We start from the raw sequence: 14,080 nt of genomic DNA, 5'->3' as shown, positions 1-14,080 counted from the left end.
TAAAAAAGCCCCTACTGGAGGGGCTTAATTTATTTGTGAGATACGTTTATCTGATGGGGGGCAGATCCCCACCACAATGTTTACATTTCACAGCTTCAATCCTAACAATCTCTGCGCAACTATCGCATTTCTTAAATTTTATTTGGTTAGGATTTTTAAAATAAAGAATAATCAAAACAAACAAATAAATAACTATCCCGGCTATTGGACCAAATAAAAAAGTGGGAAGGATAAAAACAACAAATCCATATAGCCACCAGAAAAGCAATGAATATCCTTTTTTGTATGCCACTGCGCCAAAAGCCAAACCAAGAATAGCAGCTATTGCAAACATATTTTACCTGCACTCTTCGACACGAAGATCTCGCCAACTGATTGCAAAGTTATCGGCAGAAATGGAAAAATCTTTACCACGGCAGGGCGGTGGCCACCTTTCCCCCACTGCCGGTAACCACCCTCCGTTCTCCGGAATTCTGGTTGATCAGCGTGATCTCTACCTGGGTTTTGCTGTCAGCCATGCCGGCACGGATGCCGCTTTCCACCTGCTGGGAGATTTCGGATACAGGCCCGCTCCCGTCAAACAGGGATTCACGGTTAAACGTCCCTCCGCCATCTCCATCAACAGGGTGATTTAGTGGTAGGCCCGGCATCACTTTTCCCAAATAATCGCGTGTCTCCTTCGGGGCTCTGGTGAGTCCATACTTCGATACATTCCCCTGCCCCCAGTTGTAGGACGCTACGGCTTTCTGCACGTCACCATCAAACATTTTGAGTAGATCGCGGAAATATTTGGCGGCCGCTTCGCTGGATTTTTTGAAGTCCATCCTGTCGGCCTGCGTATTCAATCCGTAATCGCGCCCCGTAGACGGCATGAACTGAAAAGGTCCTTGCGCACCCGCAGGGGAAAACAAAAATCGCCCACGGCTGGATTCTGCGTTATAAACATTGTCCAGTACGCCGGAGGGAAGTTTATATTGCGCCTCCAGTCGAGAAAGATAAGCCTGTTCATTCTGATTTGTGCCAGGTGCGTACCGGGGATTTGTTGCAGCGTACATATCCTGCTGCAACCTAACCGCTGCATTAACTGGGCGCTTCCATTGCTCGTACTTGTTTTTTACATTGTCCGTCAGGTAACCAACGTTAACCGAGCCCTGTTCATCCCATGATAAGGAGTTGTAGAACCCCTGATCCCCACTAATTTCCCGTAGTTTCTTGGCTGAGTCGCTGCGGGTGATGCCTAGCATATGGTTAAAGCCGATGGTGTCGCCGTTGGACAGAAAATCGGAAATGCCCTCGATACCGTCCTTTACCGACCCATCAGACAGCAAGGCTTTCCAGAAGGTATTAGCTACTTTCTGTTTGAACCCATCCCATGCTGACGACAACTCATTCATGGCTGCATTGGCTTCGGTCAGTTGATCGTTCAAAGACGGGTCCATCGTCAGGCCGAATCTATCCGATTTTGCCAGTAGTTCCTTGTATTCAGATGCCTTGCGCAGTAATGTTAGCGTGTTTTCGTCCAGACCAAGCATGTCAGCCGCTTTTTTCTGATTCTCCGGCGCCAGTGTTGGGAATGCCCGCGCTAGATTTTCAAACGTTTTCGCCACATCCGCCGTACCATTTTTCGTTTTCTCGATCTGCACACCTAAGTAATTTAGTACAGCCAGAGCACCATCATTTTCCCCTTTAAGCGCATCATTGAACGTCTTGAACATCCCCTCAACAGCCGCATTTGCTGACTGCGCATCCGCACCAACGATCTGCATTGCGCCGGACAATCGGGAAAAATCATCTACCCGCATCCCGGCGTTCTTGGCGGCCACATCCAGACGATTGGCCCCTTCGGCCGCATGTCTCAGCCCAGCCGCCGCGGCAGTCACCGCCTTGCCGATGCCATAGGCGGCAGCACCTACCGCGCCGAATTTCAGCGCCATGCCGGAATATTTACCGGCCAGCTCGCCGACCATTTTCAGCGGAGGGACAATGTCGCCGATGTGCTGAACGCTGTCTTTTGCCGACCGCCCCAAGCCGTCGATCACCTTATTGATTTTGCTAACGCTATCGGTGGAGTCATTTCCGCCCAGTTTCAGCCCCTCGCGGGTTTTGTCCAACTGGGGATTTAGCTTGCGAATGGCATCTTCAATGCGAATGATCGCCGCCGACGCCTTATCATCAGCGCTTAATTCAAAATCAAATGCGTTAGCCATTTTTATTAGCCTTTAAATTCTTGATACGCCTGGCCTGAGTTGCCCACCACTCCAGGCGGGTGAGCGACATCCCCCAGGCTGCGTTCGGTTCCCAGTGGAAATAGAAAGTGACGTCAGCGGCTAATTCACGCCACCCATCTATTTCTTGCGCGTCAAAAAACCGAGTAAATATTCCTCACACTCCTGATAATCGGTGAACGCCATTCGCCCTAACACAGACTCAGGAACGCCGGAAACCAGAGATACCAATAATCGCATAGCGGCCAGAGGGGAGGCTTTGGCCTCCTTGTCATAAAACTGCTCAACCTCCAGTAATACCGGCTCGCGTAACTCGATCTGCTCCCACGCGGTTTTTTGGGTTTTGTCTTCCAGCAACTTAGACAAGGTGATAACTTTCGTTTTTTCCAACATATCAATACTCCTTCACGCTACCACCTTCGAAACGAAGCGGAAACGTTGCGTTTTCCGATTCGACATCCTGGGTGTTGACCGCCCACAAGCCGGTCCCAATGATGGTTTTGCCGTTTGCCAACTCAGCGGTGACCGTAACGTTTGTCATACCATTAAAATCCTCCACGGTGGTGCCGCCGCTATCGCGCACCTGGATAGAGATAAACCCTACGGTGGGTTTTTCACTGTATCCATGTACGCCATCCATCCCCACCAATGAAGCGCGCTCCACACCGGAGGGACGATATTGAAACTGCCCCGCCACCATGATGCTCACGCCGTCCACGGTGACATACGCGGTCCCGGCGAGGCGATTCGATGTATCTGCCATGTTTTACTCCTTACGCCGACGCTTGAAGCCGGAATTGGTTGAGCACAGCGAAAATCCGCAACTGGTTAATCAGTACGCCATCCCACAGCACATTTACCCGGTTGGGGTTGCTGCTATCCTGCTCCACGATCAGCCCGTCAGAGAACCCGGATACATCCTGCACATAACCGTTGGTTTCCAGCGTGGTGTATTGTGCGATCAATTCCGCCCGGATAATGTTGGGCGTCACAATCGCCTGGCCCGGTGCGAACCGCGTACCGTTGGCCGCCAACTTCATGCGCGGGAATTTTGAGGTGATTTGTGTTTTCAGGTAGCGGGTGACGAACATCAGCAGATACAGGGTTTCGATCTGCAGGTAACTGTCATCCTCAGTGCCGTAGCTGTTGTACTGGTAGGTTGTGATGATGTTTTCCACCTGCACGGTACCATCATCCGCCACTGTGAACGTCGAAATGCCGCTGAACAGCAGGTTATTGCGCTCGGTCCACTGAAAACGGCTTTCCGCCGGCGGCGCCAGTACGCCGGAAATACTCAGCGTCTGGGTGGGGCGTCCCGGATCATTGCGTAGCGCGGGAGCAATGGCCCCTGTCAGCGCAGCAGACCAGACATACGGCGGCGTTGGGGAGTCATACACGCCTAACAGTGTCTCATGCGGATTGTTGCGCGTCTCACCCGCAGCGGTCAGCGTGCCGTAAGTGCCCGCCACCACACCGAAGCTATGACCGTATAGCAACTGGCTGTAGCTCCAGCGTCCGGTGGAATCGTCCAGAAACGATTTCACGGCATCCAGCGAGGTGGTATCTGTGTATGGGTTGATGATGAAATCGTAGGTCGTATCACCGAGATTGGATAACGCATCATCCAGTTCAGGCGCACCCGCGCCGCCGGACATCGCAACAATGGTCAGGGACAAGCCGTCTGGTGTCGACTCGCCGCCAGCGATACCCTGATAGTTCTGCCGGATATCCAGGGTATTGCCGTGCGCCCCGCGGTTTTTCGCCGTTAACGTGATGACCGATGCGGCGGCGGTTGCCGTCACCGGCATCCCTGCTTTCGCATTGATTTTTGCGGCCAGCGCGGTCGCTATCTCGCTGACGGTGTCCGATGCGGTAACCGTTAACTGAACGCGTAGCCCGGCGACATACAGCGAAATAACGCCCGTGGCTGACGCGGCAGATGCCACGGTGATCGTGCCCGTTGCCGGCGCCATGGACGTGGAGTCATCCGCCAGCGGCAACACATGGATGATTGCCGATTTATCGTTTTCCAGATACGCAGTAATCAGCGAATGGAGCATCGAACCGTCACCGTACAACCCCGCAACTGTAGACGCGGACGATGCCACCGCCGGAACATTTTCAGCCTGAGTGCTGCTATCCAACTTCTGCCCGATAATCAGCGTGCGTTGTGTCGCCGTCGCCGTATTCGCCTGAGAGTTATCAAACTCGGCATAGAACAGCGGGACCCGGATTTGGTCGGGAATTTTTGAGAAAGAAACCATTAATCATCCCCTTTGGTACTGGTTTTTTTCGTCACCAGTTCCACATCACCGTCACGCAGACGGCGACGCCAGAACGGCGAATCCTGCACCTCTGCGCCAGATTCGGGCAAAAGAGTGCCTTTGACCGGATCGCGTACAGCACGCCCGGCGGTTGGTTTGACTTTCATGGATTACTCCAGATCGATTTTTACGATAGGTTCGGTGGTGCCGGCAGGCATCTTGACGGTAACGTCGATCCCCTCCAGCGTGTGGGTTTCGATGGGATAAAAATCTTCCGGCCCCTGGTAATATTCGATATCGATTTCCATCAGCAGTTGGGCTAAATGCCCCTCTCCACTGGCATCGACATCAATGGTTGAGCGAACCTGTAAAAATTGCTGAGTCTGACGGGTGAGGTCGTAACTGTTAATGACCGCCCGCTCAATTTGTTCCCGCAATGTTTCCAGCGCCGCTTCGGCTTTGGCTGCGCCATCATCGGAATCACCGTCCAACTCCTGTAATCGCCCGGTAATGCGCACCGTTGTGACCGTATTGAACTGTGGGGCATTGCGACCCAGCGAATCCTTAACGTCCATCGGTGTTTGCACCAGAATGACCGGGTACATATCTTCGGTTGTCGGCCAGTCGCGCGGGGAATAAACGCGATCTTCTGCGCTGGTTTTTCCCTGCAGAGCGGCGACGACCAGCGCACGAATACCAGCGGCGTTCATGATGTTTCAACCCTGTTCAGTTCGAGGCGGGTCCCGCCGTGGCTGTCTGGTTGCACGTCGCTCACCACAAACAAAGTTTCCACGCTGTAGATATAAACGCGGTCCTTCTTTTTCGGAGGCGAGATAAACGATGCATCACGAACGCCAAGGACGGGGCGCGTAGTGTTAACTGCCGGCTCTCCAGGCTCCAGCGGTTCGACATCGCGGGTATAGGCGCGATCAAAAATACCCGTAATGTCGTACGCCTCCCCGCCCGCCGGGCGGAAACTCACCCTTTCCCCGAAAACGTCCTGTAGCGGTTTGAGCAGGTTGATATCCCAATTGACCGGCATGGTTTACCCCTTGCTGATGCTGGCCCCGTCCGCCACTGTCACCGATACCGCCGGCGCGGATTTCTCCGCGGCAGCGGTAACCAGGGCGTCCTGACGAACCACGAAACCCAACTTTTCCAGACGGGCGGCGTCCGATTCGGACACCTCCAGGCGGTTGGTTGACTCGTAGGTATTGCCGCTGTGCTTCACGGTTTTCCCTTTGAGCACCACCACGGCGACCTCGATCGCTTCCGCCACCTGCCCGACTTCCTCCTGGGACAGGGCGGTCTCTTCGGTTTTCCTCACCATTATTCCACCACCGTCGCACACAAGGCCGCGTTAACACGGCTGGGGATGACGATCGGCGAGGACTGCATCAGCAGGAATCGTTGCGCCGGATCAGGATTAACCCACGTTTTTGGGGCATAGGCCATTGGCCCATAGTTGAATTCAGGGTCCAAAATAGCGCCAAATGCGCGGGTTCCCATCAGATCGGCACCAGACATAATGACGGCGCCATCGGGAATGATGGGCTGTTCGATACCGGTGACGGGATCGATAAACCAGTCGTTGTACACCCACAAATCAAACTGCCCCCAACGCCCCTTATACACCGCGCCCTTCTGGATTCGCGCGCCGGCATCTATTTGATTGCCGAACGGACTCAGAGCGGGGAATGTAATGGCGTTGTCCTTGATGGAGGTATCCAGGCGGAACGCTTTCCATGACTTATTAGTGAACACCAGGTCAGTCGGCACCGCTCCGGATTTTTGCAGAACCAGTGTCTGCCACTCCTCAATGTTTTCCGAGGGTATGGTGTTCGTCGAGCCGGCGTCCACGGACGTAGGCCACAGATCACTCCCCGACAGGGCGATTGTTAGTGTGCTGTCTCGGCCAAAGTCCACCACCGTAGTTTCGTACCCATCTCCGGCAATGGTGACGGTGCCGGAGACCAGCGCACTGGCAGCCATCCATTCCAGACGGCGGTTCAGGATGTCAATCTGGTCTTCCATCTCCGCCATCAGATTCAGCTGTTCGCGCTGACCGGCAGTGTATTCACCGCCGATGCGCTCGCCAATCTGGCGTTTGATGGGCTTACGCAGATCCGGAGCTCGCTTGTCTTTGACGTACGCCGGCCGGAATGTGTTGGTCTGGTAGCGGCGACTTTCCACCAACTTACCTTCCACCAGCGGGGAGCAAAACGGCGCCATGCGGCGCAGCCCTACATCCACATCGATGCTGACGAATTCGGTATCACTGGTTATTACGTTGGGAAAAAACCGGTCAAGCAACCAGTTCTGCGACGTGATCAGGTTGGGGACAACCTGCACCAGCACCCCGGTATCAAAAATATTCGGTTCAGACATGTTTGTTTCTCTCTGAGTTTAACACGTGAAAATCCCTACTCGTGAGAGCATGGATTCAGACGTTGAGGGGGGTTATTCGGTCGCGACGGTTACCGGCGCTTCGATGACGTCTTTCAGGAAAATGCTATGCGGGCGCAGTGCGGCTTTAAGATCGGCCAGCACCCAGGAATCGTTATACGTAATGCGCGTCGCGTTGAACTCGCCCATCAGGTAAACATCGGCGGTCACATCTGCGGCGGTGGCATCCGCGTCATCAACCAGGATGGCGACCGGATCTTCACTACCGTCCGTCGCAACGGGCAGACTCAGCGTGTATTTGCCTGATGCCGTGATGCGCCCCAGCACCGTTCCGCGCTTATAGGACGCAGACTCACCGGTGAGGATGGTGACGGTATCAGTCACCAGTTGGAGCGGTCCCGCAATCAGTTGATCGGGGATAAACGTATCCTGGCGATACAGCGGCCCCCAGGCATTTTGCCCGTATTCGTTTAACGTAGACATTATTTAACCCCTTTGGTTTTGCTGTAGAGACTGCTCATGCTTGCAGCCAGCCCCGCTTTGGTTGATTTGTCGACGGGCTTGGCATCCACACCCAATTGATGGTTTTTGACCGACGCCATGCGCTGATCGAGCGTGACGCGCGCCGGCGCGGGAGATGTGCCGGATGAGGCCATCACCTGGATCGCTGCTTTCGAACTCATGCCGGTATTGAACGCCAGGGAGGCGGCCAGCGCCGGATTTGCCGCGGCATACTTGCTGCCGAAGATTTTTGCGCAACGCTGACGTTCAGCACGACGCCCGGCTTTTTTGGCCTTCGAGTCGTCTTCGTCATCGCCGTCATCATCGTCTTCTGCATCCTTTTCGTCGTCGTCCTCTTCGGCGTCCGGATCGTCCTTTTCATCCTCTTTCGCGTCAGTGTCGTCCTCTTCAGCGTCCTTCTTGTCTTCTTCATTCTCGGCCTTGCGGGCTTTGGACTTCTTGCTTTCTTCCTTCTCGTCGTCCTCTTCCACTTTGGCAGAGGCGGATCGGCCAAGCAGGTGTGCAAAGCTAAATTTATTACTCATGTCAGTTTCCTATGGTTTTTAATAAATCACGAAAGGCCGCATCGGGCGCTTTCACTTCGTCAGCCAGACCGATGCGGACTCCATCAGATGACAGGAAGGGGGCGGCCTGCGTATCCCGTATTGCTGATTCCGATATGCCACGGTTACGGGCTACCGTGGACACAAATAATTGCCCCACTTCGTCGACCTCAACCTGCAGGGACGTTAGCGCCTCCTCGGTCAGCGGTACGTAGGGATTCGTCTCCGCTTTCCGGTCGCCATATTTGACTATGGTGACCTTCAGCCCATCATCGGCAATGTGCTGGGACCAGTCGCAGTGGATGACGATGACGCCAACGGAACCAACGCCGCCGGTGCGCGGCACAATGATTTTGTCAGCCGCGCTGGCGAGTGCGTAAGCCGCGGAGTAGGCACTTTCGGTCAGGATTGCGTGAATCGGTTTTTCGCCGCGGGCGCCGTAGAGGGTGTCCACCAGGTCGAAACATCCGGCCACTTCTCCGCCAGGAGAATCGATATCCAGGCAGATAGCCCGAACCTCCGGATCGTTCATCGCTGTCAAAAAACAGCGTCGGATGCCGTCATAACCGGTCATGCCACTCCAGGGCCGCAGCGAACCCAGTTTTTGCACCAGCGTGCCGTAAACCGGGATAACGGCGACGCCCTCCAGCACGTCATAGCCGCAGTCGCGCCCCTCGCGTTCAAACTCCTGTCCGTCGCCCAAGAACGCGGCGTTCGACTGTATTTTGCTAATACCCATCCGCTCGGCCAATGCGGTCATGACCACCTCGGCCTTTCGGGGATGCAGCGCCAGCGGTGTATTAAACAGCCGCTGTGCCAGATGAGGTAAATTCACTGTGCCTCCTTTTGATTCGGCGCGAACGTGTCCGCCTGCGCCCAGGACGGCAACGGCAGGCCGCGTTCTTTACAGGCTTCGATTTCCCGCGCGCGCTGGTCCATCACTTCTTCCCAGTCCTCGCCATCATTTTCAGCCACTTCTTTTTCCAGCGTAGACATACCCGCCTCTAGCCCCAGAATGGCGCCTTTCTTCTCGGCTACCGGATCAACCCAACCGCGACCCGGCCCCATCCACTTGGCTCGAACATATTCCGCGCGCGCCTCAAGAAAATCCGGCGCACCGGCAGGGAGCGGCACCTCGCCCAGAGAGTGGAGTTCTTCGATAAAACAGGACAGGATCGGCTGCGCAAATCCGGCCGCAAAATCATCTCTGCGTCGTGTTAACGTCTTCCACGCCTCCAGCATGGCGGCGCGCGCCGAACTGTAGTTAACATCGCTCCAGTCCTGTGTTAACTGTTGAGTTGATATGCCGGTCGCCGCCGCGCAGTTGCGCAGCACCGCACTTTCAAACGCCGCAAAATTACTGTTCGGCCGCGAGGCGTCGACGGTCGTGATAGTCTCACCCGGTGGCAAAATTGGCATCTTCGCGCCGCCATGCAGTGAAATGCGATGATCGTTATGAAAATCGGTGCGCATATCCTGATAGGCGAGAACATCATCCTGCCGCAGTCCATCTTCGAACAGACGCGGGTCATAGGGCGATGTAACGTAGGCGCCGAAAACGGCATTCAGGATCGCTGCTTCCAGTTCCGTCTGGTCGTACTTCGTCAGCATTTTCAGGCGCTGTACAATGGGGGTGAACATGCTGGTTCCGCGATGCTGAGTCGCCCGGTCGCCGTCAAAGTCATGGATGACGATCGGGCGACCCCATGAGGTTTCCCGTTCGATGCGGTCCCACGTCATGGTTTTCTCACCGCTCCACCAGTCACCAATGTGTGCTTTGCGGATGTGATAGGCCACCGGCGCACCGTCGGCGTCGATTTCCACGCCCCCGCGAACGTTAGGCATATCGAACTGCTCCTGGGGATTGCTCAGGCGATCAGGGTCAATCAATTGTACCGTGGTCGCATACCGGGCTTTGCCCATTCCCAACCTGTCAGTACGGTATTGCATCACCGCAAGTGTGTCCCCGTCGATCAACTTGTGGCGAAACCCAATTCGAAGGAGCTGCGAAACGGTCTTCTTGCGCTCGACATCGCAGTAACGACCAGGATCATTCGCCCAGCGCCGCCAGGCGGCCTCAATGGCTCGCCCATATTCATCCGCCCATGCAGCATCAAACCCCTTGACCCCGCTCATCATCTGTAACGCACGGTAATCAGCTTTAGCCAGCGGCCGAAACGTCGCCCCCACAGCGGAGTCGAGGATACGGGTAACGCTGCCGGCAGCCCACCCATCGTTACGCACCATATCCCGGACTCGGGACACAATACGATCACGGTAAATGTTGATCTCGTTGTCAGGGGACCACAGTGCCGGCTGCCAGTTTGCCAACTGATCGCTGAATGAGTCGGCGGCATCGTAGGGAACGCGGCCGCTTCCGTTCAGCGCGGAACGGCGTGGGCCTCCGGAAGTTGGCAGCGGCCGGCCGTCGGCGCCCAGAATTCGAATTTCATTCATCAGTACCGAAACCTTAACGTCCGGCGCGGACGTTTCACGATGCCCAGTTGTGCCTGTAACAGTTGGATCAGGGACATCAGTTGCCCGATGTCCGTCTGCTGATACGATACCGATCGCGTCCCGTCGCCCTGTGCGTAGGAAAACGACACTCCTTTGGCACCGGATGACAATTCTATGTACGCCTGCTGTGCGGCGGTGAGCGCGGCCAGTAACTGGCCGCGAGTCATCGCACCAGCCAATAAACTGGAGTTGGGATCAAACATGAAAATCCTCGTTAGTGAGCCAACCGCCTATGCAGCGATTTTGGTGCCGGCTTATCCGGGGTTTTGATGGTGACGCCGGGCAGGCGCAGATTCTGTTTTTCCTCCGGCTCCGTCGGGGGCGGCAGCAGCGAAGACGGGTCTTTCTGCTGGTTAGCCGCCATCACATTGAGTTTCAGCCCGAAAAACAGCAGTCCACACAACGCAGCGTACGCGTACACCAGACAGTCCAGCGCCTCATTGGCGCGGCCCGGCAACTGTTCCCACACGCGATAGCGCTGACCGCCGGAGGTTTTCATCACAGACCGTTCCGCCAGTAGCTGGGAAAAATAGTTAATGTCCCGCTCAACAGGAAAATGCATGTATCCCGATATCGGATCGCCGGGCGCGTGATCATCCGGCACCTCGATATGCAGACGGCTGCGGATGGCATCTTTTGCCGCGTTAACCCCGAGAATGATCGGCCGGAACTGGAATTTACTCCGGGATGTCGGGCGCTTTGTCGGCCAGACGGGAGAGCGTTTACCCCCTCGCGCCGACTCCCCTTTTATCGCCCAGATGCGCCGGCCCAGCCGTTCTTTGGCGAACTCGTAAACTTTCTGGGTATGGTGACCGCCGGAGTCCATGCAGACCGCCATCAGAGTGAGTCCGCGCCCGTCAGCGCGCCGCCAGATTTGTTGCAGATAGGCATCCAGGCGCTGCCACGGCTCGGCGGTTTCCAGATCGCCCTCTATCACGTCGTGAACTATCGACCAACTTTCTTCATTAAGCCCCCAGCCCCATACCGATATTTCAAACCGGTTATCCTGGGTATCGACGCCAGCCGTGAGCACCGCCACGCCGTCCGGGACTTCCGCCGGGTAAACCTCGCAGCGTTCCGCCAACTTGCGATCGCTCAGCGCTTTTTCGCCGCGGTCTTCGTACGATTCGCCCAGTACCAGGTTAATAAACGTCTGCCGTGCCAGCGGGTCATCTTTCACCCGCAGCCATTCGGCCACCAGATATTTCCACGCGGCATTGGGGAATAGGCTGTAGCCGGCCCAGATGTGAAATCCGGCATTGCCGTTAAACGGTTTCGTCGCGCGCCATTCGCCGAGCTTGATCATCCCGGCCTTTTCGTTGTGATGGATCACGCAACCATTGTGCCGACAGACGTAGTACGCGGTTTCCGGCAGGTGGTTGCCGTCGGCGTCCTTTTCCCACTTGATGCCATAGGGCGTGTCCGTACCGCCCCATTCCAGTACCTGATATTCCCCACAGTGCGGGCACGGAACATGGTAATAGCGCTGGTCGCTCTCATCGAACGCACGATCGATGCGGCTGGTCCCCGTCACTGTCGGCGTGGAGCCGACGCCTATCTTCCGGTTCCAGAACGTCTCCGAGCGTTTGATGCCCAGCGCAATCTGGTCACCCTCCATCCCGGCGCCGCCGGACGGGTAGCCGTCCACTTCGTCGAACAGGATGATCCGGCAAGTGATACGCCGGAAACCGCCAGGGCTGTTAGCGCCGGTCAACGTCAGGTTGGCGCCATTTGAAAACGTTTTTTTCAGGATGGTCTGGTTGCTGTCCTTCGCTTTCGGATCAGGGCAGATGTCCGCCAATGCAGGTGTGTCACGCAGCATTGGCATGATTTCGGTTTTGCTGTAGTCCTCAGCATCCTCCACACGGGGCTGTACCACCAGGATCGGGGATGGGTCATGCGATAGGTAATAAGCAGTGACATGGTCCAGAATTTTGGTATAGCCGACGCGGGCCGACTTTTTTACCGTAACCTGCATAACCGCAGGATCGGTAAACGCATCCATAATGCCGTCCTGGTACGCAAAGCTGCGGAACTTCCCGGTCTGCGCGCTGGTTTCCTTTGACAGTACCGCGTATCGGTTGGCCCACTCACTCAGCGACAATGGCTCTGGGGGGCGAACATCTTGGCGCGCCTTGACCAACGCCCGCGAAAAATTTAGCCAGGCGGCAGCGTTATCCCTCTCCTCTGTCATCTGCCGCATCAATACTCAACTCCTCCATCGCTTCATGAACCACTTCTTGCAGCGCTTGGACAAACTCCGCATCAGTAGAAGTGGAGCCCAGCACACGCAGGCGGGGACCATGTTCTGGAGCAATGGCTATCAAACGGGTTCGCATCCGGGAATACTCCTTTCGGACGGCGTCGATCATGTCCTGGTACGGCAACACCTGACCGGATTTGATGTCATATTCCAGTTGGGTTAGCAGGGCCAGGAAATTTTCCTTCATAGTTCGAGCCTCATCGAGCGTCATCGCTACGCCGCGTTCGGCAATCATCCGCTCAACGATTTTTGCCGGGGTATCTTCGGGCAGTTTGTTACCCTCAGCGATGTTACCTTTCTTGTTACCCCGCGTGTTACCTTTTTTGTTACCCGACTTGTTACCTTGGTTGTTACCTGCTGGTTTTTTTACTGGGCGGGTAACAGTTTTTCGGAAACGCTCAATGTTGGCATTTGACGCTTCGACGTCAATCTCCTCTCCGTCCAGAACCAGCCAGCCACGCGCTTTCCAGGCGGTTACAGTCTTCCGGCTGACGCCGTGAAGTTTCGCAAAATCGGACTGGTTCATGTTGTTACCCTGGGAAAGTTGTTACCCAAATTTCAAAAGTTGATAGCTAGCGAAAGAACGCGGCGCGCAATGCCCGTGCTTTACAAAAGTGCCAGGAAGGACCCATTTTCATGTAGATGATAATCATTGTCATTTATCGCCATCATTTCGCGGTCCTCATCGCCTCGGCTATCGCCTTACTCAACTCACCCGGCATCAACGCAGCAGCCATCGTGTTAGCCCTGTCCATATAGCCCAGAGTGGGTTTTACTGGTAGCGCATCACCAAACTGGATCAGCAGCTTTGGTGCTGGCATTTTCTGGCGAGGGCGACGTGTACCATTTGCCGAACGCTTTTGACGCTTCTTACCCTTCTTGATTTTCTTCGCCTTGCGGCGCTGCCATACACCATTAACACCATCAATCTCACCAATAAACACATCAGGCTTAGCCTTGAGCTGCGCCATTTTGTTACGCGTCAGGTTGCCGTGTTTGTTCAGCTTAATGTTTTTGGGATTGAGCAATGCTTTGCTGTTCAACTTATGCGTGCCACCGAACTCAAATGGTTCGAGGTAACTGGCCGCAATATCACGAACAAATACCCGCGCGCGTAAGTTGTCCTTTCGAGCACCGACAGAGCCGAGCGAATTAACAGTAAATGGTGTTGGGTTTTCCAGATTTCGCTGGAATGCAGTCTTTTGTGCTGACTGAATCTTGCGAGCCACACTGGTTAATGCTTGAGCGGTGGCAAACGGGATTTGCTTTCTAATACGCTGTAGTTCTGCCGACAACTCTTTAAGTCCAGGCATATACAGTCCTTATCCAAATGAAAAGCCC

Annotated in this window: 19 protein-coding genes; all 19 read right to left on the bottom strand. The window is 55.2% G+C overall.

Annotation, left to right across the window (positions count from 1 at the left end):
* Window positions 1–46 precede the first annotated feature (46 nt).
* Window positions 47–334, bottom strand: coding sequence for a zinc ribbon domain-containing protein (locus EH206_RS09885; RefSeq protein WP_050815599.1), 288 nt, complete (start codon window positions 332–334; stop codon window positions 47–49).
* Between the two features lie 73 nt (window positions 335–407).
* Complete coding sequence (locus EH206_RS09880) at window positions 408–2,207, bottom strand: lytic transglycosylase domain-containing protein (protein ID WP_009112629.1); 1,800 nt, start codon at window positions 2,205–2,207, stop codon at window positions 408–410.
* Window positions 2,200–2,349, bottom strand: a complete 150-nt coding sequence (locus EH206_RS09875) for a GpE family phage tail protein (protein ID WP_071778516.1) — start codon at window positions 2,347–2,349, stop codon at window positions 2,200–2,202. The genes EH206_RS09880 and EH206_RS09875 overlap by 8 nt, the downstream gene beginning before the upstream one ends.
* Window positions 2,346–2,618, bottom strand: coding sequence for a phage tail assembly protein (locus EH206_RS09870; protein ID WP_009112628.1), 273 nt, complete (start codon window positions 2,616–2,618; stop codon window positions 2,346–2,348). The genes EH206_RS09875 and EH206_RS09870 overlap by 4 nt, the downstream gene beginning before the upstream one ends.
* 1 nt (window position 2,619) lies before the next feature.
* The gene (locus EH206_RS09865) at window positions 2,620–2,988 is read right to left on the bottom strand and encodes a phage tail tube protein (protein WP_009112627.1); all 369 of its coding nucleotides are present in this window, start codon (window positions 2,986–2,988) and stop codon (window positions 2,620–2,622) included.
* A 10-nt stretch (window positions 2,989–2,998) separates the two neighbouring features.
* Window positions 2,999–4,489: a phage tail sheath subtilisin-like domain-containing protein gene (locus tag EH206_RS09860; RefSeq protein WP_009112626.1), complete on the bottom strand. Its 1,491-nt coding sequence runs from the start codon at window positions 4,487–4,489 to the stop codon at window positions 2,999–3,001.
* Window positions 4,489–4,656, bottom strand: a complete 168-nt coding sequence (locus EH206_RS09855; protein ID WP_009112625.1) for a DUF2635 domain-containing protein — start codon at window positions 4,654–4,656, stop codon at window positions 4,489–4,491. The genes EH206_RS09860 and EH206_RS09855 overlap by 1 nt, the downstream gene beginning before the upstream one ends.
* 3 nt (window positions 4,657–4,659) lie before the next feature.
* Complete coding sequence (locus tag EH206_RS09850; protein ID WP_009112624.1) at window positions 4,660–5,199, bottom strand: hypothetical protein; 540 nt, start codon at window positions 5,197–5,199, stop codon at window positions 4,660–4,662.
* Entirely contained in the window at window positions 5,196–5,531 is a 336-nt protein-coding gene (locus tag EH206_RS09845; RefSeq protein WP_009112623.1) for a head-tail joining protein, read from the bottom strand. The genes EH206_RS09850 and EH206_RS09845 overlap by 4 nt, the downstream gene beginning before the upstream one ends.
* 3 nt (window positions 5,532–5,534) lie before the next feature.
* The gene (locus EH206_RS09840) at window positions 5,535–5,819 is read right to left on the bottom strand and encodes a hypothetical protein (RefSeq protein ID WP_009112622.1); all 285 of its coding nucleotides are present in this window, start codon (window positions 5,817–5,819) and stop codon (window positions 5,535–5,537) included.
* Window positions 5,819–6,877 (bottom strand): major capsid protein, encoded by a 1,059-nt coding sequence (locus EH206_RS09835; RefSeq protein ID WP_009112621.1) that lies wholly within the window; start codon window positions 6,875–6,877, stop codon window positions 5,819–5,821. The genes EH206_RS09840 and EH206_RS09835 overlap by 1 nt, the downstream gene beginning before the upstream one ends.
* A 72-nt stretch (window positions 6,878–6,949) precedes the next feature.
* Window positions 6,950–7,378 (bottom strand): head decoration protein, encoded by a 429-nt coding sequence (locus EH206_RS09830; RefSeq protein ID WP_009112620.1) that lies wholly within the window; start codon window positions 7,376–7,378, stop codon window positions 6,950–6,952.
* The gene (locus EH206_RS09825) at window positions 7,378–7,941 is read right to left on the bottom strand and encodes a hypothetical protein (RefSeq protein ID WP_009112619.1); all 564 of its coding nucleotides are present in this window, start codon (window positions 7,939–7,941) and stop codon (window positions 7,378–7,380) included. The genes EH206_RS09830 and EH206_RS09825 overlap by 1 nt, the downstream gene beginning before the upstream one ends.
* A 1-nt stretch (window position 7,942) precedes the next feature.
* Complete coding sequence (locus EH206_RS09820; RefSeq protein ID WP_009112618.1) at window positions 7,943–8,794, bottom strand: S49 family peptidase; 852 nt, start codon at window positions 8,792–8,794, stop codon at window positions 7,943–7,945.
* Window positions 8,791–10,416 (bottom strand): phage portal protein, encoded by a 1,626-nt coding sequence (locus EH206_RS09815; RefSeq protein ID WP_009112617.1) that lies wholly within the window; start codon window positions 10,414–10,416, stop codon window positions 8,791–8,793. The genes EH206_RS09820 and EH206_RS09815 overlap by 4 nt, the downstream gene beginning before the upstream one ends.
* The gene (gene gpW / locus EH206_RS09810; RefSeq protein WP_009112616.1) at window positions 10,416–10,679 is read right to left on the bottom strand and encodes a gpW family head-tail joining protein; all 264 of its coding nucleotides are present in this window, start codon (window positions 10,677–10,679) and stop codon (window positions 10,416–10,418) included. Before gpW ends, EH206_RS09815 begins: the two co-directional genes overlap by 1 nt.
* 11 nt (window positions 10,680–10,690) lie before the next feature.
* Complete coding sequence (locus EH206_RS09805) at window positions 10,691–12,679, bottom strand: phage terminase large subunit family protein (RefSeq protein WP_009112615.1); 1,989 nt, start codon at window positions 12,677–12,679, stop codon at window positions 10,691–10,693.
* Complete coding sequence (locus tag EH206_RS09800) at window positions 12,651–13,265, bottom strand: hypothetical protein (RefSeq protein WP_009112614.1); 615 nt, start codon at window positions 13,263–13,265, stop codon at window positions 12,651–12,653. Before EH206_RS09800 ends, EH206_RS09805 begins: the two co-directional genes overlap by 29 nt.
* A 142-nt stretch (window positions 13,266–13,407) precedes the next feature.
* Window positions 13,408–14,052 carry a hypothetical protein gene (locus EH206_RS09795; protein ID WP_009112613.1) on the bottom strand — a complete coding sequence of 215 codons (645 nt, stop codon included), beginning with the start codon at window positions 14,050–14,052 and terminating at the stop codon, window positions 13,408–13,410.
* Window positions 14,053–14,080 lie beyond the last annotated feature (28 nt).

The organism is Brenneria nigrifluens DSM 30175 = ATCC 13028 (genome assembly GCF_005484965.1).
GTDB classification, from domain to species: Bacteria; Pseudomonadota; Gammaproteobacteria; order Enterobacterales; family Enterobacteriaceae; genus Brenneria; species Brenneria nigrifluens.
Note: the sequence above shows the minus strand (reverse complement) of the source record. Positions and strands in the feature narration are given on the sequence as shown.